The 20,966-nt window shown below is 70.9% G+C and carries 17 protein-coding genes, 1 other RNA gene and 2 pseudogenes; 14 read left to right on the top strand and 6 right to left on the bottom strand.

From position 1 onward, the window contains the following. On the bottom strand, nucleotides 1-1,380 hold a 1,380-nt coding region (locus ABT115_RS29820), incomplete at its 3' end, for a hypothetical protein (protein ID WP_351796304.1). Nucleotides 1,381-1,577: 197 nt separating this feature from the next. Here ABT115_RS29820 and ABT115_RS29825 point away from each other — a divergent pair. From ABT115_RS29825 to ABT115_RS29840, 4 genes are all read left to right on the top strand, one after another. Beyond that, nucleotides 1,578-2,621 (top strand): ABC transporter substrate-binding protein, encoded by a 1,044-nt coding sequence (locus ABT115_RS29825; protein WP_351796307.1) that lies wholly within the window; start codon nucleotides 1,578-1,580, stop codon nucleotides 2,619-2,621. A gap of 88 nt (nucleotides 2,622-2,709) precedes the next feature. Next, on the top strand, nucleotides 2,710-3,552 hold the full coding sequence (locus ABT115_RS29830) for a Nif3-like dinuclear metal center hexameric protein (RefSeq protein WP_351796310.1): 843 nt from the start codon (nucleotides 2,710-2,712) through the stop codon (nucleotides 3,550-3,552). Next, nucleotides 3,549-4,292: a zinc ribbon domain-containing protein gene (locus ABT115_RS29835; protein WP_351796347.1), complete on the top strand. Its 744-nt coding sequence runs from the start codon at nucleotides 3,549-3,551 to the stop codon at nucleotides 4,290-4,292. Before ABT115_RS29830 ends, ABT115_RS29835 begins: the two co-directional genes overlap by 4 nt. Beyond that, nucleotides 4,292-5,587, top strand: coding sequence for a bifunctional RNase H/acid phosphatase (locus ABT115_RS29840; RefSeq protein ID WP_351796313.1), 1,296 nt, complete (start codon nucleotides 4,292-4,294; stop codon nucleotides 5,585-5,587). The genes ABT115_RS29835 and ABT115_RS29840 overlap by 1 nt, the downstream gene beginning before the upstream one ends. A gap of 65 nt (nucleotides 5,588-5,652) precedes the next feature. Here the strand turns inward: ABT115_RS29840 and eda are convergent, their stop codons facing one another. Next, nucleotides 5,653-6,273, bottom strand: coding sequence for a bifunctional 4-hydroxy-2-oxoglutarate aldolase/2-dehydro-3-deoxy-phosphogluconate aldolase (gene eda, locus ABT115_RS29845; protein WP_351796317.1), 621 nt, complete (start codon nucleotides 6,271-6,273; stop codon nucleotides 5,653-5,655). A gap of 73 nt (nucleotides 6,274-6,346) precedes the next feature. Further along, nucleotides 6,347-7,147 (bottom strand): peroxide stress protein YaaA, encoded by an 801-nt coding sequence (gene yaaA, locus ABT115_RS29850; protein ID WP_351796320.1) that lies wholly within the window; start codon nucleotides 7,145-7,147, stop codon nucleotides 6,347-6,349. Between the two features lie 221 nt (nucleotides 7,148-7,368). On the opposite strand from yaaA, the gene ABT115_RS29855 reads away from it, so the two are divergent. The 3 genes from ABT115_RS29855 (at nucleotide 7,369) to rnpB (ending at nucleotide 10,038) form a co-directional block, all read left to right on the top strand. Next, the gene (locus tag ABT115_RS29855) at nucleotides 7,369-8,811 is read left to right on the top strand and encodes an RNB domain-containing ribonuclease (protein ID WP_351796323.1); all 1,443 of its coding nucleotides are present in this window, start codon (nucleotides 7,369-7,371) and stop codon (nucleotides 8,809-8,811) included. A 202-nt stretch (nucleotides 8,812-9,013) separates the two neighbouring features. Further along, complete coding sequence (locus ABT115_RS29860; RefSeq protein ID WP_351796350.1) at nucleotides 9,014-9,583, top strand: Uma2 family endonuclease; 570 nt, start codon at nucleotides 9,014-9,016, stop codon at nucleotides 9,581-9,583. Between the two features lie 53 nt (nucleotides 9,584-9,636). Beyond that, nucleotides 9,637-10,038: RNase P RNA component class A (gene rnpB, locus ABT115_RS29865), an RNA gene on the top strand. 274 nt (nucleotides 10,039-10,312) lie between these two features. On the opposite strand, the pseudogene ABT115_RS29870 reads toward rnpB, so the two are convergent. From ABT115_RS29870 to ABT115_RS29880, 3 genes and pseudogenes are all read right to left on the bottom strand, one after another. Next, nucleotides 10,313-10,537 (bottom strand): annotated as a pseudogene (locus ABT115_RS29870) (site-specific integrase); the annotation flags it as partial. 2 nt (nucleotides 10,538-10,539) lie between these two features. After that, nucleotides 10,540-11,726, bottom strand: a pseudogene (locus tag ABT115_RS29875) (dihydrofolate reductase family protein). Between the two features lie 29 nt (nucleotides 11,727-11,755). Continuing rightward, nucleotides 11,756-13,183, bottom strand: coding sequence for a helix-turn-helix domain-containing protein (locus ABT115_RS29880; RefSeq protein ID WP_502969192.1), 1,428 nt, complete (start codon nucleotides 13,181-13,183; stop codon nucleotides 11,756-11,758). A gap of 520 nt (nucleotides 13,184-13,703) precedes the next feature. Here ABT115_RS29880 and ABT115_RS29890 point away from each other — a divergent pair. The 7 genes from ABT115_RS29890 (at nucleotide 13,704) to ABT115_RS29920 (ending at nucleotide 20,630) form a co-directional block, all read left to right on the top strand. Then, entirely contained in the window at nucleotides 13,704-13,997 is a 294-nt protein-coding gene (locus ABT115_RS29890) for a DUF6415 family natural product biosynthesis protein (protein WP_351796326.1), read from the top strand. A gap of 448 nt (nucleotides 13,998-14,445) precedes the next feature. After that, complete coding sequence (locus tag ABT115_RS29895) at nucleotides 14,446-15,870, top strand: protoporphyrinogen/coproporphyrinogen oxidase (protein ID WP_351796329.1); 1,425 nt, start codon at nucleotides 14,446-14,448, stop codon at nucleotides 15,868-15,870. Next, on the top strand, nucleotides 15,867-16,955 hold the full coding sequence (locus ABT115_RS29900) for a hypothetical protein (RefSeq protein ID WP_351796332.1): 1,089 nt from the start codon (nucleotides 15,867-15,869) through the stop codon (nucleotides 16,953-16,955). Before ABT115_RS29895 ends, ABT115_RS29900 begins: the two co-directional genes overlap by 4 nt. Then, nucleotides 16,952-17,503: a P-loop NTPase family protein gene (locus ABT115_RS29905; RefSeq protein ID WP_351796335.1), complete on the top strand. Its 552-nt coding sequence runs from the start codon at nucleotides 16,952-16,954 to the stop codon at nucleotides 17,501-17,503. The genes ABT115_RS29900 and ABT115_RS29905 overlap by 4 nt, the downstream gene beginning before the upstream one ends. A 6-nt stretch (nucleotides 17,504-17,509) precedes the next feature. After that, nucleotides 17,510-18,526 carry a glycosyltransferase gene (locus ABT115_RS29910; protein ID WP_351796338.1) on the top strand — a complete coding sequence of 339 codons (1,017 nt, stop codon included), beginning with the start codon at nucleotides 17,510-17,512 and terminating at the stop codon, nucleotides 18,524-18,526. Next, the gene (locus tag ABT115_RS29915; RefSeq protein WP_351796341.1) at nucleotides 18,523-20,109 is read left to right on the top strand and encodes a glycosyltransferase family protein; all 1,587 of its coding nucleotides are present in this window, start codon (nucleotides 18,523-18,525) and stop codon (nucleotides 20,107-20,109) included. The genes ABT115_RS29910 and ABT115_RS29915 overlap by 4 nt, the downstream gene beginning before the upstream one ends. 41 nt (nucleotides 20,110-20,150) lie before the next feature. Then, nucleotides 20,151-20,630 carry an NUDIX domain-containing protein gene (locus ABT115_RS29920; RefSeq protein ID WP_351796344.1) on the top strand — a complete coding sequence of 160 codons (480 nt, stop codon included), beginning with the start codon at nucleotides 20,151-20,153 and terminating at the stop codon, nucleotides 20,628-20,630. Nucleotides 20,631-20,966: the final 336 nt, after the last annotated feature.

A 20,966-nucleotide genomic window follows, 5' to 3' on the forward strand; every position in this document is an offset into this window, starting at 1 on the left:
AACTCTCGGCTGCGCTCGAGCAGGGGAGACCCCATCTGGCTCAATCCTCCGCCTTGCAGCTGCACGCACCCAGCCCCGCTCCTTCTCCCACCCCCCATTTGCCGGTCGGTCTAAACCAGGCACCACGCGCCCCGTGAGAGGCGCCTGCCCCAGTGGGATCGGCTTGCACATAGGAAGAGGCGCAGCGGCAGCGGACGGTTGCACACCGCTTTCCGCGCCCGCTTTTGCCGCTGGTCCCGTGCCGCGTTCCGCGTCCACCGGTGCCTCCAGCAGGGCCACCCCGCACGCCACGTTCTCGTTGGCGTACGGAAGTCTGAGCAGGCCGTCCCGGGTCCACACCCCGCATCCGGCCTGCCACCCCTCGGGGGCGGCGAGTTGATGCAGCCGACGCCCCGCCGGGCGCCACACCCCGAGCCAGCTGCCGGCCGCCCCGTCGATCCGCAGGGCCACCGCGCAGGCCTCCGGCGTCAGCGTCTGCCCCGGCTGTACGGCGAACGGCGTCACCGCCACATCGGCAGGGCGCAGGCACTCCGGGAAACGCACCGGCAGGCAGCTGCCCAGCACCCCCCATCCGAGCCGGTCGCGCCCCGGCGCGTCCGAGCGGATCAGCAGCAGCCCGCTGTCCGCGTCGGCGAGCAGCAGCCGGTCGTTGCTCTCCGGTGCGATCTGCAGCAGCGGTTTCACCTCACCGCCCCGCTCCAGATCCACGGCGACCGTCTTGACCGGCCCGCCGCCCGGCATCTCCCGGTCCAGGGCCAGCATCCGTCCTGCCCGGTCCAGCCAGACCCCGCCGGAGCAGCGTCCCGGCACCTGAGCGACCAGCTCCGGACCGAAGGCGCCGCCCGCCACCAGCCAGACGGCCGTGGAGCGCGCACCGACCGACAGGGCGAACGCTCTCGCACCTTCCGGTGACGGCGGCAGCAGGGTCAGATCCGCGCATCCGACGGCGCCGAGCGGCAGTTCACCGGTACCGGGGCCGGTCGGATAGAGCAGCGAGAACGCATGCCGGTCCGTGACCCGGCGCCGGATCAGCACCCGCCCGTCGGCCAGTGGCAGCACCTGGGAGTCCGGCTCCTCCGGCTGATCGAGGGGGAGCGGCACGGCGTACGGCTCGTGTCCGTCGAGCGTCCAGCGCTCCACGAACCACGCCTGCGCGGCCTCGGCGGGCGCCTTCGCGGCGACGTTGCGGAGGGCGAGCCGGGCCGCGTAGGAACCGTCTGCGGCGATGGTGAACGCGGGCGGGGCGAGGGCTGCCCCGGCGGGCTCGCCAGGTTCATCCGGCGCATCCCCGGGTGCGTCCGGCTCGTCGTCGGCCAGGACCGCATCCCCGGCGGCCCCGGCCGCCCCCGCGGTCGCTTTCTCAATGGCACAGGCAGTCATGGACTGGTCACCTCCGGCAACCGAAGCTAGTTTTCGCACTTCCTGTCGGACAACGCGAGACCCGCCACTTCACACATACGGGTGGCGATGCCCGGATTCACCTGAGGGGGAGGGGGTGCCTGTGCTCGGCGCGGGACGGGTCAGTAAGGTTAGGCACGCCTAAGTAATCCTTGTGTGATCCTCAACTGGAGCAAGTGATGTCCCTTCGTCGCCGCGGCACTGCCGCAGTCGGCCTGGCAGTGGCTGCCACCCTTTTCCTCTCGGCCTGCGGCGGTGATGCCGGAGGCTCGGACAGCTCGGCCAAGTCCGAGGGCGGCGGTGACAAGAAGGCGGACGTCGCGACGGGCGGCAAGGACTTCGCCGACGCCGCCAAGAAGACGGCGGAGTACGGGACGGACGCCAAGGCCGGCGAGTTCCCCCGGACCATCACCCACGCCATGGGGAAGACCGAGATCAAGTCCGCCCCCAAGCGCGTCGTCGTGCTGGACGTCGGCGAGTTCGACAACGTCGTATCGCTGGGTGTGAAGCCGGTCGGCTACGCCGCCTCCGAGGGAGATGCGGCCATCCCCTCGTACCTGAAGAAGGAAGCGGGCAACCCGAAGAACGTGGGCACGATCAACAGCCTCAACCTTGAGGCGATCGCCGGCCTGCAGCCCGACCTGATCCTCGGCAGCCAGCTGCGCGCCGCCGACAAGTACGACGCGCTCTCCAAGATCGCGCCGACCGTGTTCTCCATCCGCCCGGGCTTCACCTGGAAGGAGAACTACCTCCTCAACGCGGCGGCACTGGACAAGACCGCCAAGGCCAAGAGCGAGCTCGACGCCTACGAGGCGAAGGCGAAGAAGCTCGGCGAGGACATCGGCCCGGACAAGCCGACCGTCTCCATGGTCCGCTACATGCCGGACCGGATCCGTCTCTACGGCAAGGCGTCCTTCATCGGCACGATCCTCGAGGACGTCGGTCTGCCGCGGCCCGAGAACCAGCAGATCAACGAGCTCGCCGTGGAGATCAGTCCGGAGCGGATCGACGAGGCCGACGCCGACTGGATCTTCACCGGCGTCTACGGTGACGTGAACGCCACCGAGCGCGACACCACCCAGTCCAACCCGCTGTGGAAGAACCTCGAGGCGGTCAAGAACGGTCAGGCCAAGGACGTCTCCGACGAGACCTGGTACCTGGGCCTCGGTGTCACGGCCGCGAACCTGGTTCTCGACGACCTCCGCGCCGACCTCGTGAAGTAACAATTGTTTTGTGGGTTCTGTCGGCCCGTCCGTACGGGTCGACGAAGCCATGGACGACGGGGCACGGAGGGCAGGTAGCCTTTTCCTTGTGCCCCGTCTGTCTGAAATCCTCGCCGAGCTCGACGCTCTCTGGCCGCCCGAGCGGGCCGAAAGCTGGGACGCGGTCGGCACCGTCTGCGGAGACCCCGCATCGAAGGTCGACCGGGTGCTCTTCGCCGTCGACCCCGTCCAGGAGATCGTCGACGAGGCGATCAGGCTCGGCGCACAGCTGATCGTCACCCACCACCCGCTCTATCTGCGGGGCACGACGACGGTCGCGGCCGACACCTTCAAGGGCCGGGTCGTGCACACCCTCATCAAGCACGACATCGCGCTGCACGTCGCCCACACCAACGCCGACACCGCCGACCCAGGCGTCTCCGACGCCCTCGCCGGTGCGCTCGACCTGCGCGTCGAGGGGCCCCTCGTACCGGATCCGGCCGACCCCAAGGGCCGTCGCGGCCACGGCCGGATCTGTGTCCTCGACCACCCCGAGAGCCTGGCCGACTTCGCCGCCCGCGCCGCCGCCCGGCTGCCGGCCACCGCGCAGGGCATCCGGCTCGCGGGCGACCCGGCGGCGACGGTGCGCACCGTCGCGGTCAGCGGCGGCTCCGGCGACAGTCTCTTCGACGCGGTACGCGCTGCCGGCGTCGACGCCTTCCTCACCGCCGACCTGCGCCACCACCCGGCCTCCGAAGCCATTCAGCACTCCCCGCTCGGCTTGATCGACGCCGCTCACTGGGCCACCGAATGGCCTTGGTGCGAACAGGCCGCAGCGCAGCTCGACGCGATTTCCGACCGCCACGGATGGGGCCTGCGGGTCCATGTCTCGAAGCAGGTCACCGACCCCTGGACCACCACCACCCACCACTCTTCTGGAGCCCCCAACTGAACGCCGCGCCCGCCGACCAGATCCGACTCCTCGACGTCCAGGCCCTCGACGTACGCCTGTCGCAGCTTGCGCACCGGCGCAAGTCGCTCCCCGAGCACAGCGAGATCGGGTCGCTCACCAGCGACCTCGCGCAACTGCGCGACCTGCTGGTCGCCTCGCAGACCGAGGAGAGCGACACCGCCCGCGAGCAGACCAAGGCGGAGCAGGACGTCGACCAGGTGCGCCAGCGCGCCGCCCGCGACCAGCAGCGCCTCGACTCGGGTGCGGTCACCTCGCCCAAGGACCTGGAGAGCCTCCAGCGCGAGATCGCCTCGCTGGCCAAGCGCCAGGGCGACCTGGAGGACGTCGTCCTCGAAGTGATGGAGCGCCGCGAGTCCGCCCAGGAGCGCGTCAGTGAGCTGTCCGACCGGGTCTCGGCCGTCCAGGCCAAGGTCGACGACGCGACCGCCCGCCGTGACACCGCGACCAAGGAGCTCGACGAGGAGGCCGCGACCGCCACGAAGGAGCGCGAGATCGTCGCCGGCTCCGTACCGGCGGACCTGCTCAAGCTGTACGACAAGCTCCGCGCCCAGTCGGGCGGGGTCGGCGCCGCCCGCCTCTACCAGCGCCGCTGCGAGGGCTGCCGGCTGGAGCTGAACATCACCGAGGTCAACGATGTGAAGGCGGCCTCCCCGGACACCGTCCTGCGCTGCGAGAACTGCCGCCGCATCCTGGTCCGTACGTCGGAGTCGGGCCTGTAATGACCCAGCCGCGCCAGCTCGTCATCGAGGCCGACGGCGGTTCCCGGGGCAACCCCGGGCCCGCCGGTTACGGTGCGGTCGTCATCGACCCGGTGACGGGGGAGACCCTTGCCGAGGCCGCCGAGTACATCGGCGTCGCGACGAACAACGTCGCCGAGTACAAGGGCCTCATCGCGGGGCTGAAGGCGGCGAAGGCGCTGGTGCCGGACACCTCGGCGGACGCTGTGCTCCAGGTGCGGGTCCGGATGGACTCCAAGCTGGTCGTGGAACAGATGTCGGGCCGCTGGAAGATCAAGCACCCCGACATGAAGCCGCTCGCGGCTGAGGCCGCCAGGATCCTGCCGGCCTCCGCCGTCACGTACGAGTGGATCCCGCGCGAGAAGAACAAGCACGCGGACCGGCTCGCCAACGAGGCGATGGACGCGGGCAGGCGCGGCAAGCAGTGGGAGCCGTCGTCGTCGACGGCCGCCCTCGACACCCCCCGGCCCTCGGCCACCGCCGACCTGCCCTCCGTCTCGGGCCCGCCCGGCGACGCGGCGGCGGGCGCGGCCAGGGTCCGCGAGGCCCTGTCCTCCCGGCAGGGAGCCGGAACGGGCACGGTATCGACCGCATCCCCGGCTGCCGCATCCCCGGCCGCGCCCCGGGTGGGCTGGGCCGCGGCGCCCGATCTCGGGGCGCCCGCCACCTTCGTACTGCTCCGGCACGGCGAGACGGCCCTCACCCCCGAGAAGCGGTTCTCGGGCAGCGGCGGCAGCGATCCCGAACTCTCGGCGACCGGCCGCCATCAGGCCGAACGCATCGCCCAGTCGCTGGCCGCCCGCGGCACGATCGAGGAGATCGTCAGCTCCCCGCTGCGTCGCTGCCGTGAAACAGCGGCCACGGTGGCGGCCCGGCTCGGCCTGGAGGTCCGGATCGAGGACGGCCTGCGTGAGACGGACTTCGGCGCCTGGGAGGGTCTGACGTTCGCCGAGGTGCGCGAGCGTTACGGCCCCGACCTGGACGCCTGGCTCGCCTCGGCGAAGGCGGCCCCCACCGGGGGTGGCGAGAGCTTCGCCGAGGTCGCCCGCCGTGTCGCGGCCACCCGTGACCGCCTCACCGCCCGCTACGCGGGCCGTACGGTCCTCCTGGTCACCCATGTGACGCCGATCAAGACCCTGGTCCGGCTGGCGCTGGGCGCCCCGCCGGAAGCCATGTTCCGTATGGAACTCTCGGCGGCCTCGGTGTCCGCGGTGGCGTACTACTCGGACGGGAACGCGTCACTCAGGCTGCTGAATGACACGTCGCATCTGAGATAGGGGCAGCGGGCACCCGCAATCCACGCGCCCGGCACCAACCCCCTCAGAGGCCACCCGACAGCCTCTCAGCCGCGCAGCGCCGCCGCCTCGCTCGCCAGCCGCTCCACCCGAGTCCAGTCCTTCGCCGCCACCGCGTCCGCCGGGACCATCCAACTACCGCCCACACAGCCGACGTTGGGCAGCGCCAGATAGGACGGCGCGGAGGCGGACGAGATGCTGCCCGTGGGGCAGAACCGGGCCTGCGGCAGAGGCGAGGAGAGCGCCTTCAGATACGCCGTGCCGCCCGCCGCCTCGGCCGGGAAGAACTTCATCTCGGTGACCCCGCGCTCCAACAGCGCCACCACCTCGGACGTCGTCGAGACGCCCGGCAGGAACGGCACCCCCGATGCCTTCATCGCGTCCAGCAGCGTGTCCGTCCAGCCGGGACTGACCAGGAACCGGGCCCCCGCGGCGACGGTGTCGGAGACGTTCCGTACGGAGATCACGGTGCCGGCCCCGACCACCGCGTCCGGCACCTCGGCCGCGACGGCCTTGATCGCATCCAGTGCCGCCGCGGTGCGCAGCGTCACCTCGATGGCCGGCAGCCCGCCCGCGACCAGGGCCCGGGCGAGCGGCACGGCGTCGGCGGCGTCCTCCAGGACGACGACGGGGACGACGGGAGCAAGGTCCAGCACAGAGGAGGTCATGCGCTCATCTTGCAGCGCGTCAGCACTGTACGCAATGAGCGTTGCACATGCTGCAATTGGTTGGTCTTCCGGCTCAGTGGACCTCGGTCACCACGACATCGAGCGACCACGCCCGCCCGGCCCGCGCGGGCGCCTTCGCCTCCACCACGTAACCCAGCTCCCGCAAGGTCTCCACCAGTTCCGCAGGCCCCTTCGGCCGTGCGCCCGCCAGCAGCAGATCGCGGACCATCCGCCCCTTCGTCGCCTTGTTGAAGTGGCTTACCACGGAGCGCTTCTCGACCCCGCTCACCATCTGGGAGTGCAGCACTCGCACGCTCGCCGTGCGCTCGGCCACCTCACCCTTCGGCTTCCAGGCCGCGGTGTAAGCGGAGGAACGCAGGTCCAGTACGAGCCCGTCCCCGGCCGCCTCCGGCATGACCTCCACCATCGGGTCACGCCAGTGCGCCCCGAGCGCGCCCAGCCCCGGCAGCTTCACGCCCATCGAGCAGCGGTACGAAGGAATCCGGTCTCCCACCCGCACGGCGCCCCACAGCCCGGAGAAGACCAGCAGCGACTTTCCGGCCCGCCGCCTGGCCGCCGTGTCCAGGGAGGCCAGATCCAGGGCCTCGTACAGCACCCCCGTATAGATCTCCCCGGCCGGACGCGTCCCCGCCGTCCGCAGCCCGGCGTTCTTCGTGATCTCGCCGCGCAGCCCCTCGCCCAGCCCGAGCACCTCACGGGCCTTCTCCTCGTCCGCCGCACACAGCTCGACCAGCTTGTCGAGGACCGCGGCCCGCGCCGCAGCCAGGCCCGGCAGCGACAGCGACTCCGGCTTCAGGGGTGCTCCGCGCCCCGACGCGGCCTTTCCTTCGGAGGGCGGCAACAGCACGAGCACGGCGGTTCTCCTTCGTACGTACGCACAGGTAAACGGGCTGAGAATGCCCTCGCGCCAGCGTACGGGGGCCACCGGTACCGCGCCGGTGCCTGTCCCGGCGGATCAGGGCCGGACAGACCCCGGTGCCTGTCGTCGAACTGCCGTCTGCCGGGCGAGGCCCGGCACGCACGCCCGCCGCCACCCGGGATGCCGCCCGGTCCGCCCCGCCATACGCTCGGTCCATGCCCCGCCGCCATCTCCATATGACCGGGCCGGCCGAGACCCCGCTGAGGGCGGCCCTGCGCAAGCTGCGCACCGAGCTCGGACTGCCCCACGGCTTCCCGCCCGACGTCCTCGCCGAGGCGGCGCAGGCCGCCGGGGCCCCGGCGGTGTCGGCCCACAGGGACGCGACGGACCTGCCGTTCTTCACCATCGACCCGCCCACATCGACCGACCTCGACCAGGCCATGCACCTCGAACGCCGCCGCCACGGCTTCCGCGTGCACTACGCCATCGCCGATGTCGCCGCCTTCGTACGCCCCGGCGGCGCACTCGACACCGAGGCCCACCACCGGGTGACGACCCTCTACTTCCCCGACGGCAGGGTGCCGCTCCACCCCACCCTGCTCTCCGAGGGCGCCGCCAGCCTCCTCCCCGGACAGACCCGCCCCGCCCTGCTCTGGCAGATCGACCTGGACTCCGAGGGCAACGCCGTCACCACCTCGGTGCGCCGGGCCCTGATCCGCAGCCGCGCCAAGCTCGACTACGCCGGCGTCCAGCGGCAGATCGACACCGGCACCGCCGAGGAGCCCCTGGCGCTGCTCCAGAAAATCGGACGGCTCCGCGAGGAGCAGGAAGTCGCCCGCGGCGGCATCTCCCTCAATGTGCCCGAGCAGGAGATCGTCGAGCACGACGGCACGTACGGCCTGGAATACCGCGCCCCGCTGCCCGCCGACGGCTGGAACGCCCAGATCTCCCTCCTGACCGGCATGGCCGCCGCCCACCTCATGACGGAGACCGGCACCGGCATCCTGCGGACCCTGCCGGTCGCCCCCGGCGGCGCCGTGGCCCGGCTGAGACGCTCGGCCGAGGCGCTGCACATCGACTGGCCGCACCATGTCCCGTACGCCCAGGTCGTCCGCTCCCTCGACCCGAGGAAGGCCAGCCACGCCGCGTTCCTCCAGGAGTGCACCACCCTGCTGCGCGGCGCGGGTTACACCGTCTTCGACCACGGCGAACTCCCCACCCGCGCCGTTCACGCCGCCGTCGCCGACCTCTACACGCACTGCACCGCTCCGCTGCGCCGCCTCGTGGACCGGTACGCGGCCGAGCTGTGCCTCGCCGCCGTCGCGGAACAGGACCCGCCCGAGTGGGTCCTCGCCGCGCTGCCCGGCCTGCCGAAGGAGATGGCGGACGGAACCAGGCGCGCCAACACGGTGGAGCGCGAGTGCGTCGACGTGGTCGAGGCGGCGCTGCTCAAGGACCGGATCGGTGAGGTCTTCGACGCGTACGTGGTCGACGTGTTGGAGCAGGAGCCCACCACGGGCACCGTCCACATCGACGACCCGGCCATCGTCGCCCGGGTCGAGGGCGGCACGGCGAGGCTCCCGCTCGGGGAGCGACTGCGGGTCAGACTCGCCCAGGCGGACCCCGGCTCGGCGAAGGTCCTCTTCGCCCCCGCGTGAGCGCAGCCGCTCTCCGATACGCATGGGCCAGTAGAAACGTTGACGCCGCGGCAGGGTCAAGCGTTCACCGCACCTGTCCGCATATGACAACTCCGCGCCCTCCTGTGCCACGATCGAAGGACGTACTCCCATCTCGCGGACGGCGGATCCATCGATGTCCCAATCTGGCGAACGACCGAGGAAGGGGCGTGACATGACTGCCATGCCGCACGAACCGCTCACGCAGGCGGACGTCCTGTTGGAGGGCTTCCTGGCGCTGGATACGCCGGAAGGCTTCCGGGCCGAGCTCATCGAGGGGGAGATCGTTGTGACACCGCCGCCGGACGGGGACCACGAGGACTACATCGGCCTGATCCTGGAGCAAGTGATCACCCGCGCCCGCACCAAGATGCAGTTTTCGGGTAACAAGGGACTGAAACTGAAAAGCGGCGGGCGCTGCCCCAGGAACCACGTCATCCCAGACGGCACCTTCGCTCCCACCGAACTGCGTCTGTACCGGGGAGCGGACCCCTGGATGCCGTGCGAGGGGGTGGCGCTCGTCGTCGAGGTCACCTCGACCAAGCCCCGGGCCGACCGTAAGGACAAGCGCCATTGCTATGCCCGCGGACCCATCCCGCTCTACCTCCTGGTGGACCGCGAGGAGTCCTCGGTGACGCTGTTCAGCGACCCCGAAGGGGACGACTACCGTCAGCACTGCACGATCCCGTTCGGCAAGCGGCTCACCCTTCCCGCCCCCTTTGCCTTTGACCTGGAGACCGAGGCGTTCATCTGAGCCGCCCCGTCCGGCGCGCTCGACCCGGCGGGTAGCATGGTCGGCACGGCAGACGAGCCGGGCGGACGGCCGCGTGGGGATCCTCGGATCTCCCCGAGGAACGTCCGGGCTCCACAGGGCAGGGTGATGGCTAACGGCCACCCGGGGTGACCCGCGGGACAGTGCCACAGAAAACAGACCGCCGGGGACTTCGGTCCTCGGTAAGGGTGAAACGGTGGTGTAAGAGACCACCAGCGCCTGAGGTGACTCAGGCGGCTAGGTAAACCCCACCCGGAGCAAGGTCAAGAGGGGCCGTCGCAAGACGGCCCTGCGCGAATGTTCGAGGGCTGCCCGCCCGAGTTCGCGGGTAGACCGCACGAGGCCGGCAGCAATGCCGGTCCTAGATGGATGGCCGTCTCCCCGGCCGCCGCGAGGCGACCGGGCGACAGAACCCGGCGTACAGCCCGACTCGTCTGCCGCTACCTGCGGCTTTGCCTGTGAAAGGGCCTCCGACCTGCGTCGGAGGCCCTTTCCGATCTTTCAGGAGCTTGTCGCGTCAGGCAGCGAAAAGTGCTCGGAAGCCCCTCAGACAGCGCTGAAAGTCCCTGAAAAGTCCCAGGAGCGGAGCGGCGAACGAGGTCTCTGGCCAGCGCGTTCGCGACAGTCACCGCCTCATGCCGGAGTCGCGTGCCTCGGAGCGGTCTCGGTCCGGCGGGATTACGCGGCCTCGGCGCTGGTGGTCGTGCCGGTCAGCCGGTCAGCCGCGACGAAGTCGAGGAAGAGGGCAGTCTGCTCCGGGGTCCAGACCATGATCGGCGAGGGCTTCTCGCCGGTCTCCTGCCAGCGAGCGATGCGCTCGTCGGTCCAGATGAGGGCCTTCGGCTTCGTTCCTGGCAGTAGCTCCGCGTGGGCGGCCGGGTCGAAGGCGGGCATCACCTGCTGGGCGATGGCGACGTTCAGCGCGGCCCGGAGCGTTCTCAGAGCAGGTGCCGGTTAGGTGCCTGTGCGGCGTTCGCGTACTCAGGCAGCGCAACGACCGTTACGCCGTCGTCTTCGAGAATCTCGGTGCCCTCGGCGCCGGCGACGAAAGTGTCGGGCTCGCTCCAGGCTGTGACGACGCGGCGGAGGCCGGCGTCCTGGATGAGCCGGGCGCAGGAGCGGGGGCGGGATGCCCGCTCGGCGCAGGGTTCCAGGGAGCTGTAGATCGTGGCGGTGGTGAGCCGGTCGTCTTCGGCGGGGAGCTTGGCGAGGGCGCCTTCCTCGGCGTGGTCGTGGGGATCGCTCTCGCGGGAGTAGCCGCGGGCGAGTTCGGTCCCGTCGGCTGCGACGATGACCGCCCCCACGCTGAAGGCGGTCTTCGAGGGCGGGCAGAGGGCGGCGAGCTCACAGGCGAGGGCGAGCCAGTTGCGGTCTGCGGTGTTGGGCTTGCGGCCGGTGCCAGGGGCACTGGCTGAGGGGGTGGTGCTCATCGAGGCTCCGTCGAGGTGTCCTTGGGGGCGTACCTCAGGAGTACCACGTCGCCGATCTGGCGGGCCTCCAGAAGGCGGAGGCGGGCGGCGGGGCCGTCAGGGTAATCCGCTGGGCCGAGCATCCGTACCGCGTCCGGCTGTCCGACCAGGAGTGGGGCGATGACGAGCTGGAGTTCGTCGGCGAGCGTTGCTTCGAGGAGTTGCGTGTGGATGGTGCCGCCGCCTTCGATCATGAGCCGCTTGACGGCGTACACGTCGCCGAGGACATCGAGCGCGGTCGGCCATACTGCCTCGGCAGGGATGCTCTGAACTGTGGCCAGGTCACCGAGGTTGGCGCGGGCCTTCGTGGTGGCTGTGTCGCCGACGGTCAGGACGAGCTTGTCCCCGCCGTGGTGCCAGAACCGCCAGCCGGGGTCGAGGTCACCCGTACTGGTGATGGTGACCTTCAGCGGGTACTCCGGCTGACCGGCTGCGATCCGGGCCGCCCTGCGTTCCTCCGAGTTGACGAGGAGCCGGGGGTTGTCGGCGCGGAGTGTTCCGGCGCCGACGAGGATGGCGTCGACGCCGGCTCGTACGGAGTCGACGCGGTCGAAGTCCTCCTTGTTGGACAGCAGGAGCCGGTCCTCGCCCGGGCGGGTGTCGAGGTGACCGTCGATCGATACAGCTGCGGACAGCAGGACGTATGGGCGGGACACGGTATCTCCAGGGGGCGTGTACTGGTGGGTCAGGCGGGATGCAGGACGATGCGGTCGAGCGAGGCTCGGAACTCGGCGACGCCGTCCTCGCCGGCTGCGGGTGCCAGTGCCTGGTCGAGCCGGTCGAGCTGACGGAAGATCCGGGCGGAACCGGTCTCGGCGGCAATCCCTACGGCTTGCCCGCCGATTCGAGCGGCCAGGGTCATGTTGCCCGTGCCTGCATGAGCGCGGGCAGCGCGAGCGAGGTAGACACCGCGGTCCCGGCGGTATGTGGGCGGAAGCACTGCGATGGCGTTGTCGAAGCCTGCTGCGGCCTGTTCGTAGTCGCCGAGTGCGGCGAGGGAACGGGCTCGGGCGGTGTTGATGTACGCCGTGTCGAGCCAGGAACCCCAGACGCCGTCGGCGTCCGCACGACCGAGAAGGGTGAGCGCGGTGTCGTAAGCCCTATGGGCTTCGACGCCTTCACCGAGCACGGCATGTGCGTGGGCCTCGTGCAGAACGGCGATGACTTCGAGACGGCTCCCGGGCCGGGTGGTACGTCGGGCGGCGGCGGCGAGGCCGAGGGCGTCGGCGGGATGTCCGGTGTCGACCGCGAGCTGGGCCTTACGAGCGAGGACGTACGCGGTGAGATCGGTGTCGCCGGTGATATGGGAAGCGTCGAGTGCCTTCGCGGTATGACCGTGAGCGCTGCGTTCGTCGCCGATGTCCTGGGCGAACCAGCCTGCCAGCTCTTCGTATCGCGTCTCCAGGGCGAGGAGCTCGACGGCATCGGTGCCACGGGCCGTTCGACGTCTTGCGGCAAGGGAAACGAGGTGTTGTTGCAGCGCGGGCAACACGTGCCGGGGACCGATGAGGTTGTCGGTCTGGATCATCACCCGGCGGAGCTGCGCGAAGTGCTCGAACGGAGACCCCATGTCGGCGAGTTCGGTCGCGGCTGCCGCCGTCGCGGCCGGGATGGCTGTCGCAGCCAGGCCGACGAGCCCGGAGGCGAGAACTACACGGCGGGGCACGGGCACGAAGAGGATCCTTCCGCGGATTCGGGCGGGGACGACGACCGTGTCCGTATCGTCTCCGAGTGAGCCTGCCTGCCCGAGTGTGTTCATTTCCAGGGTCCCCAGGTCGCTGGCCCCATGACCCCGTGTATTGGCCCCATGAGTCGCTGTCCCGGGTCTGGACACAAGAACAGAGCCGTCCTGAGGGGCCTCACGCTCCGCCCCGTCCCAGCAACGAACCAATGCACCAGCGGCATCGAGGACATCGTCAAGGACGGTGGCCGCGTGCCGTGGGACAGGACGCTCAGCGCGCTCGAAGCGCCCGAGATGTGAGCGGTCAATCAACGCCTTGTGAGCGAGAGCCTGCTGTGACAGCTGTCGGGCCTCGCGGAACTGGCGTAGCTCGTAACCCCAGCGGTGCCATGGGCCGGCATCCGGATTCAGCTCGTTCGGCCGCTGTCCCACGCTGCCTCCATCACCGTGAACTTTCGTTCGCCCTGCGGATTGATGTCAACGACACCGGCCGACCCTCGATGGGGCCTGCGGAGCCAGCGTGCGGGGCTCCATCCAGGGGCTCCCAACCGGGGCCCCGGACCGTTTTCATCGTTGGCACGAGCTGATCACACGGTATCCGAACTGCCCGTGTGACGGCCTTGATCCACGTCATGAAACGCGAGAGCCAGCGAACGCACCCCGCGCTCCTCTCCCTACTCGGGAGGCACACCGTGTCCCAGGCACCACACCTGCGTAACAGACTCACGACGGCTGACACGCCCAACGCTGTGGGCTTGACGCGGCTGCACACCGTCGATGGCAGGAGCACTTGGTGCGTCGTCCCCACCAGGGGGCGCTCGTGACCACATCTACACTTCCCAAGCGGCGCCCTGCCCACAGTCTGGTTGAGCGGTGGACTCCACCCCTGAACGCTGACGAACTCGTTCGCGCCGCTGAACGACTCCACGAAATCAGGCCGCTCGATGAGGTGTTGGACGACATCGGAGACGTACTCGACGAAGTAGGTCTGGCGCCCGAGGAATTCGAACGGATCGCGCGGCGGGTTCGGGGAGGACTCACCAGGCTCGTCCGCATCGGCGTGGCCGGGCAGGCGGATACGGACGCGGAGACCTCCGCCCTCATCCGTCGGGCCCGCGCTCTGTGCTCCGAGCCCCTGCCGGTGGACCAGGCCCTCGCTCGTGGGCACCTGCGGCGGATGGCCTGCATCGCTCTCGGCCTCCTGGAGCACCTGGCGGCCCTCGGTGTAATGAGGGAGGTCGCGTGAACGCCGCTGCCCTCGTTCACCCCGTGTCGCTCGTCTCCGTGCGACCCGGTCGGGGACCTCGGCCACGCGTGGGCGCCGACCGTGGGCCACTGGACCGATCGCGAGCGTTGGCCGAGGCGGTTCGACTACGTGCTGCCCTCCAAGGGCATGGCCTCCCGCCGCGCACCTACACGGTCATCGACACCCCGCGGCCCCGCGGCGCTTTCTGCACGTCAGGGATGTCCGCTCTGCCCGGCGGGCAAGCTACCTGTTTCGACCAGCGGCAGCGGGCGATGATGCCCCGCTTGCTGCGGTTTCCCGCGAGCCGGCCCCGGCTCGCGGGAGCGCGGCCCCGCCGCTTTCCCCGTGCATCGGGCGGCGGGACCACCCCTGCCCTCGGTGTCCTCAGCATGGCCCTGCCCGGCGACCCAGGCCGCATCGCTGCCGTCTGCCTATCGAAGGAGGCTTCATGCCCCACAGCTCGCACGCGTTACGCTCCGACAAGATCGTTATTCTGGGGGCCGGGCCGTGCGGCCTGGCCTGCGCGGACGAACTGACGCGGCTCGGTCACCGCGACTGGACGCTGCTGGAGGCCGCCCCGGTGCCTGGCGGTCTCGCCGCCTCGGTGGTGGATCCGGCCGGGTTCACCTGGGATCTGGGCGGGCACGTGGTCTTCTCCCACTTCGGTGAGTTCGACCGGCTGCTGGCCGAGCTGTTTGCCCCCGGCGAGCTGCTGCTTCACGACCGGTCCTCCTACGTCCGCTTCCGCGACCGGTGGGTGCCCTACCCCTTCCAGCAGCACCTCCACCACCTTCCCGCCGACGACGCCGAGGCGTGCGTGCACGATCTCCTCGTTGCCTGCCAGCGGCGCGAACAGAGGCTTCCCGTCAGTGCGGACTTTGCCACCTGGCTGCGCGGGATGTACGGATCGGGTCTGGTAGAGCGGTTCTTCGGCCCGTACAACTCCAAGGTGTGGGCGATGACGCCCGAGCGGATGGCCTCCTCCTGGGTAGCCGAACGCGTCGCCCCGGTCGACCCCGACGAGATCCTGGCGGCCTTCTCGGGCACTGCCCCACCCGCACGACGCTGGGGCCCCAACTCCACCTTCGCCTTCCCCGCCTGCGGCGGCACCGGGGAGATCTGGCGACGACTGGCCGCACGTCTCGACGGCGGCCTGCGGACCGGTGCCCGTGTCGTCGCGGTGGACACTGCGGCCCGGACCATGACGCTCGACAGCGGCGAACGCATCGGCTTCGACCACCTGGTGGCCACCGGCCCGCTGAACCGGCTCACCGCCATGACGGCGGGCGTTTCCAGCAGCATGCTGGCGGCGGCCGGGCGGCTGCGGCACACCACCGTGGCCATGGTCGGCCTCGGCTACCGGGCGCCCACCACCGACGAGCGGTCCTGGCTGTACTTCCCGCAGCCGGAGGTGCCGTTCTACCGAGCGACGAACTTCAGCAAGTACGCGCCCGCCAACGTCCCCGGCGCCGACACGGACACGTTCAGCGCGTGGATGACCGAGACCTCCATGCTTCCGGGGACCCGGCTGGACTACAGCCGTCTGATCAGCGCCTGCGACCAGGCCCTGCGGCGTCACGGCCTGGTGGCCGAGCACGCACCGCTGGTCAGCGCTCACCTGGAGCCGATCGAGCACGCCTACCCGGTGCCCGCCCTGGATCGGGATGCGGCACTGGCCGAGGTGGTGCCGTGGCTGGAGGCCCGCGGTATCTACCCCCGGGGCCGGTTCGGCACCTGGCGGTACGAGATCGGCAACATGGACCACGCGGTGAAGATGGGCATCGACATCGCCCACCGTCTGGTGAACGGGATCACCGAGGAACTCCTCACCCCGGTTTCCGGCGCCGTGGTAGCAGCAGGGGGCCAGTCGTGAACGGCCGCAGCAGCAACGAGACGGTTCCCTTCGCCGGGCACCGCTTCCGCCTCCACACCGACGAGACCTTCCGCCTCGTCCAGGACCTCCACCTGCTGAACTTCGCCCCCGAAACCGCCCCGGCCCGGCTGTGCGGACAGCTCACGCAGATCCGCGTCCACCACAGCGAAGACCTCTTCCGCGACCGCATGGCCCGCCTGGCAGGTGCACGGTCGCTGAGGGTGGTGCCGTTCCGCGGCGAGCCGTACCGGTTCTCCCGGATCGGCCAGGTGTCCTGGTGGCGGCCCGACGCCGGCTCGCACCTGCCCGAAGACCACCTCTACTCCAGGGACGCCACGGACCGGCTGCACATCGTGCTGCATCCGGGGACCGAACGCGGCGAGCGGTATGCCCTGCGGGTGATCCGCGAGGTCGTCCTGCGCTGTGCCGAGCACCGCGGCTGGAGCGTGTTCCACGCCGCAGCCGCCGCGGTCGAGGGCCACGGGGTGCTGATCGCCGGCCCGTCGGGGGCGGGCAAGACAACCGTGCTGACCGCGCTTGCCACCCATCGCCGAGCCGACCTCGTCGGCTCCGACCGTGTGCTGGTCACCGAGTCCGCCGCGAACCTGGTCGGGGTGCCGCTCTCGGTGAGGATCGCCGGCGGCACCCTGTCCGCGCTTGCCCCGCACAGGTACCTGCCGCCGCACGGCGTGCTGCCGACCGATTTCGGCACGGCCCGAAAGGCCTCGCACACCCCGCACGACTTCGCCCACGCCTTCGCCGCCCGCGTCCGGGACAGCGCCCCGCTGCGGCTCGTCGTCCTTCCCCGGCTCCGCGACGACGACCAGGAGTTGAGCTTCGCTTTCCCCTGCCCGGCGGTGGCCCGGACCACGCTCGCCACGGTGTGCTGTACCCCGGACGACGAGGACTGGCTCCACCCGTGGTTCGCCGACCGCACCCGTCACCCACAGGAGCTGGCCCGCGAAGCCACCGACCTCATGGACGACCTGATCGCCACGGTGCCGGTGATGACGGTGACGGCCGGGGTGCATACCCCGCACCTGCTGGAGCGGATCGCCGACACCGTCGCCCGGAGGCTCCCGTGATACCCAGGCGCATCGCTCTGGTCGGGCCGGTGGCCTCCGGCAAGTCCACCCTCGCCGCCGCCATCGCCGCCCACACCGGCCTGCCCCACCTCGACCTCGACGAGCTGTTCTGGGGGCCCAGCTGGGCCCCGGTCGACCCGTCGGTCTTCCGCGACAGTGTCCGGGGTGCCCTGGCAGCGGACACCTGGATCGCGGACGGCAACTACGGCGGCGAGACCGGCGAGACGCTGCTGGCCCACGCCGAACTCGCAATCTGGCTCGACTTACCTCTGCGGATCTGCCTGCCCCGGCTGATCCGCCGCTCGCTGCAACGGGCCGCCACCGGGCAGGAGCTGTTCGCCGGGAACCGGGAGACCTTCTCTCACCTGATCGCCCGCGACTCGATCCTGTGGTGGGGACCGGCCCATCACCACCGGCATCGCCGCCGCTGGGCTGAGCGCTTCCACTCGGACCAGACCGCGAGTCTGCCCGTTGTCCACCTCGACCGCCCCGCAGCCGTCGTCTCCCGGCTGCGGTCCTTTGGTCTTCTCGCCTCGAAGGTGGCATAACCAGCCGTGATCGCCTCAGTCATCCGCGTGCCCTGGCACACCGCCCACGGCGGCTACGACCGTCTTCTTGACCATCTGCCGGAGGTCCGCCGCATCGCGCCGCCCACCGGACTTCTCGCGACGCAGACGGCCCGCGCGGCCCACCGCCTGCTCGCCCGGCCCTGCCCCCTGCCGTTCTACCCGGCCGAGCACTTCGCCACCGACGTGCGTCTGCTGGCCTCGCGTGAGGCGGCGCACGTGCTGTACGGGGACGAGCAGTACTGGTTCTCCCGCCGCCGCCCGGGCCCGACCACCGTGACCTACCACCAGCCGCCCGCCCGCCTCAAACGGCTTCTGCCGCCGGCGACGTGGCGGAAGCTGGCACCGTCGGCCGAACACATCGTCGTCCTCGACCCGCACCAGCAGGGATTTTTCACCGGCCTTGTGCCCGCCGAGCGCGTGCACCTGGTGCCGCACGGTATCGACACCACCGTCTTCACCCCCGCGGGGCAGCCCGCCACCGACCGGCCGCTGGTCCTGACGGTCGGCTGGTGGCTGCGGGACTGGACGGTCCTGGACACGGTGCACGAGCGGCTCCACCGCCGCCACGGCGACGGCATCGAGCTGATCGTCGTCACCCGTCAGGCTCGCAGCCGACCCTGGCACCCCGCCGCCCGCATCCTTCAAGGCGTCACCGAGCAGACCCTGATCGGCCTGTACCGGCGGGCCGCCGTGCTGCTGCTACCGCTTGAGGATGCGACCGCCAACAACGCGCTGCTGGAGGCGATGGCCTGCGGCACCCCGGTGGTCGCCACCGACATCGGCGGCATCCGGCACTACGCGGGCCACGGCCGGGCGGCACAGCTCACTCCGCCCGGCGACGCCGTCGCCGCGGCGGAGGCGGTGGAGAAGACGATCGCTGAGACCGGTACCGCCGCGCACGCTGCGCGGCGGGCCTTCGCCCGTGAACGAGCGGAGCTGTTCGCCTGGCCCCTGGTAGCCGGCCAGATGCGCGGCCTCTACCGGCTGCTGGAGGAGCGGTGAGGGTCGCCGAGATGTGGCTTCAGATCGCCGTACCCGTGCTGCTGACGTTGCTGCTGGCCCGCGCGGTGTGGGCGTTGATCGCGGTGGAGGTGTGCGCAAGGTGGCTACGGACCGCCGCCCATGACGTCCCCGCCCAGGCAGAGGCGGTGCCGTGGCTGGTGGTACTGCTGCCGATGCTGCGCGAGCAGGCCATCGCCGCTCAGTCGATCGCCGCGTTCAGCGGACTCGACTACCCCGGCGGCCGGGCAGCCGTCGTGGTCATCACCACTGAACGCGAACACACGGCCCGCGCTCAGCACCGCGGACGACTGGCGGACCTGGTGGCCGATTCGCCGCTCAGGGCAGGCCAGTTGCGGGGCCTGTTCCCGGCCGCCCGCTGCCGCGAGGTCGCCGAGACGGTCAACGCCGCCTCGCCCGCGGACCGGCTCCGGGTGCTGACCGCGCTGTTCGACGCCGAGCCGACCACCGGCGAAGTGGTGGCGGCTCTCGCCGCCGACCCGCCGGGCGGCCACCTGCCGCTGGTGCACCTGCACCAGCCCGATGTCGGCGGACGCAAGGCCGGACAGCTGAACTTCGCTCTCAACCGCCTCAAGCAGACCCTCGGCCCGCTCGGCTGGAGTGAGGACGAGCACGCCCACGACACATACGCGGTGGTCTACGACGCCGACGCGGTCCCCGACCACCGAACCCTTCAGGCGTTCGCCACCGCAGCCACCACCCACCGGACCAGGACGGGCCAGGCCCCCGCGCTGATCCAGCAGCAGCGGCTGCCGCTGCTGGCCCGCCACCCATTCCCCACCGACCCCGTCGGGCTGCTGCTGGCCGGGGAATGGGTGTACCAGCTGCGGCGCTCGCTCGGCATCGAACTCGCCCGCGTCCGCCTGCACCGCTTCCTGACCACCTCCCGGCTGCCCGAAGCCGTACGCATGTGGCTGCGGCCGATGGTGTACGCCGTGGGCTGCGGCATGGCCGTCCACCTCCCCGCCCTCCGCACGCTCGGCGGGTTCCCCGAACCGATGGAAGACCTCGGCACCGGGCATCGGCTCTCCCTGCTCGGCACCGAACTCACCGCCTCCACCGTCGCTGTCCTGGACGAGCCCTACACCGAACCGTCCGGGCTGACGAACCTGCACGCGCTTGCCTTCCTCACCTCCGCCCGCCCCGATCGCCACGCTGCAGCCGTCGCCCACCTGCCCGCCACCATCTCCCGCCCGGCCAAGACCATGCTGGTGGCACGGGAATGGGCAGACGAGGCCGCCTGGCTGATTGGCGCCCCGCTGATCGCCGCCGCCGTCGCCTCCGCCTGGTGGGCCGGGCCGTCATGGACCGCCGCAGCAGCGGCCGGAGTGCTGCTGCACGGCCCGGTCATCACCGCCCGGCTGCTGGCCTGGGCACCCCTCCTACACTCCCTTGTCACCCCGCCGCCCTCCCTCGGCCCCCTGCCCCGGACTGCCCCCGTACACCCGGCCGCCCTGATCGTGGCCAGCCCGCTCCAGCCGTTCATACGACTGGTCGGCCCCTGGCGGCTGATCTGGTCGAAGGCCACCGGACGCCACCGCGGTTTCGGCAAGACTGAACGCTGACCATTCATCCGCCGCCCGACACCGAAGAGTTGGAGCCCACCGTGACCGAGCCCTTCACCCCCACCATCCGCACCTCCGCCAAGGCCGTCGTCGTCCACGACGGCCGCGTCCTGCTCCAGCGGGCCAACTGGGAAGGCCAGGAATGCTACTTCCTGCCCGGCGGCGGCCAGCACCCCGGCGAACCGCTCGCCGAAACCGCCCGCCGCGAAGTCCACGAGGAGACTGGCCTCACCGTCACCGTCGACAAGATGCTGTGGATGCGCGAGTACATCGGCGCCAACCACGAACACGCCGACACCGAAGCCGGCACCCACCGCATCGAAGCGATCTTCCACTGCACCCCCGAAGGCGACCCCGACCGCCTCGGCGGACACGCCCACGACGATGTACAAACCGGCCTGGAATGGGTGGAACTGAAGAAGGTGCCCGGCCTGAACCTGCTGCCCCACACACTGCGGCAGCTGATCGCCGCCCTCGCCACCGGGCAGCCCTCACCTGGCTACCTCGGCGACGTCGCCTGAAAACCGTGACGACGATAGACGGCCAAGTCCCGGACGGCGCCCGGGAGATCACCACCGGACAGGCCAACCGCGTCTGGTACGTCGACGGCCGAGTGCCGTACGTGCTCAAGCACTACGGAGACCCGGCCCGCGCCGCCAACGAAGCCGCCGCCCTCGTCCTGCTCGCCCAGCACCGTGTCCCGGCACCCCGGCTCTTGGAAGCTGAACCGGAAGCCTGGCCGGGGGGGGGGGGCGGGGGGGGGGGGGGGCCCCCCCCCCCCCCCCCCCCACACCGAGCCCAGCACGTACACTCACCCACCGAGCCCCGCCCACACAGCCCCCACACACCCCCCGCGC

This window comes from Streptomyces sp. NPDC001832 (assembly GCF_040297265.1).
Classification (GTDB): Bacteria; Actinomycetota; Actinomycetes; order Streptomycetales; family Streptomycetaceae; genus Streptomyces.

What these genes read in the sequence shown, in the direction of transcription:
- eda (WP_351796317.1), bottom strand. Translation starts at nt 6,273, where the DNA reads ATGACCTCCTCTGTGCTGGACCTTGCTCCCGTCGTCCCCGTCGTCGTC.
- ABT115_RS29825 (WP_351796307.1), top strand. Translation starts at nt 1,578, where the DNA reads ATGTCCCTTCGTCGCCGCGGCACTGCCGCAGTCGGCCTGGCAGTGGCT.
- ABT115_RS29840 (WP_351796313.1), top strand. Translation starts at nt 4,292, where the DNA reads ATGACCCAGCCGCGCCAGCTCGTCATCGAGGCCGACGGCGGTTCCCGG.
- ABT115_RS29855 (WP_351796323.1), top strand. Translation starts at nt 7,369, where the DNA reads ATGCCCCGCCGCCATCTCCATATGACCGGGCCGGCCGAGACCCCGCTG.
- ABT115_RS29860 (WP_351796350.1), top strand. Translation starts at nt 9,014, where the DNA reads ATGCCGCACGAACCGCTCACGCAGGCGGACGTCCTGTTGGAGGGCTTC.
- ABT115_RS29895 (WP_351796329.1), top strand. Translation starts at nt 14,446, where the DNA reads ATGCCCCACAGCTCGCACGCGTTACGCTCCGACAAGATCGTTATTCTG.